Here is a 933-nt window from a genome sequence, read left to right on the forward strand (position 1 = left end):
CGATTCGGTCGATCGGGACAAGAGCGCCGAGGCGCTCGACCGGCTCGAGGGCGATCTCGCCGACTTCTTCGCGGGGCGCGTTCCCGATCAGCCGCTCTGGCGGGCGATGGGGGTTGTGCTCGAGAGCTTCTCGATCGACGAGCGGCCTTTCTTCGACATGATCGAGGGACAGCGGCGCGATCTTGCGTTCGAGCAGCCGAAAACGCTTGCCGATCTCGAGGAGTACGCCTATTACGTTGCCGGCTCGGTGGGCCTCATGCTGCTGCCGATCCTGCATGCCCGCGCAAGCGTGCCCGAGGAGCTGAAGCAGAGCGGGATCGATCTGGGCATCGCCATGCAGATTACGAACATCCTGCGGGATGTGGGGGAGGATTTGGACAACGGGCGCGTGTACCTGCCGGTCGAATCGATGCGTGCGGCGCACTACTCGCGAAGGGATCTCAAGCGGCGCCTTGTCGACGAATCGTTCGTGGACCTGTGGGAGTCGCTCGCCGAACGCGCCGAGGTGCTCTACCTGCCCATGCAGTTCGATGCGGCGCTGCTCGACGAGGACAGCCGGTTCGCAACGATCTCGTCGCTGTTTCTGTACCGCGGCATCCTCGATCAGGTGCGCGAGGGAGGCTACCGGTGCCTTACCTCGCGCAGTGTCGTGAGTCAGGACCAGGCGAGAAAGCTCATTGTCGAGGCGGAGGCGCTTCTTCGCGCGGAGCGCCCGCTCGTGTTCGCGGAAGTGCGGTGATCGGCATGGCGGGAAGCATTGCGGGAAACATCGCGGGCATCGTGGTGTCGGTTCTCTTCATCGGGCTTGTGCTCGGTGCCTCGGAGCTTCTGTCGCGCAGGGGCGTATCGTCCGAGGGAACGCGCAAAGTCGTGCACATAGCGCTTGGCGGCTGGTGGATCATCGCGATGCTGTTCTTCGATTCGCCGCTCTGG

At 64.1% G+C, this 933-nt stretch carries 1 protein-coding gene and 1 pseudogene; both read left to right on the forward strand.

Annotated elements, in window-relative coordinates:
- The coding region (locus tag C1722_RS16355) for a phytoene/squalene synthase family protein (RefSeq protein ID WP_102380461.1) at positions 1-739 on the forward strand (739 nt) is incomplete at its 5' end.
- Between the two features lie 5 nt (positions 740-744).
- Positions 745-933, forward strand: a pseudogene (locus C1722_RS16360) (DUF92 domain-containing protein); the annotation flags it as partial.

It is taken from the genome of Raoultibacter timonensis, from assembly GCF_900240215.1.
Taxonomy (GTDB): Bacteria; Actinomycetota; Coriobacteriia; order Coriobacteriales; family Eggerthellaceae; genus Raoultibacter; species Raoultibacter timonensis.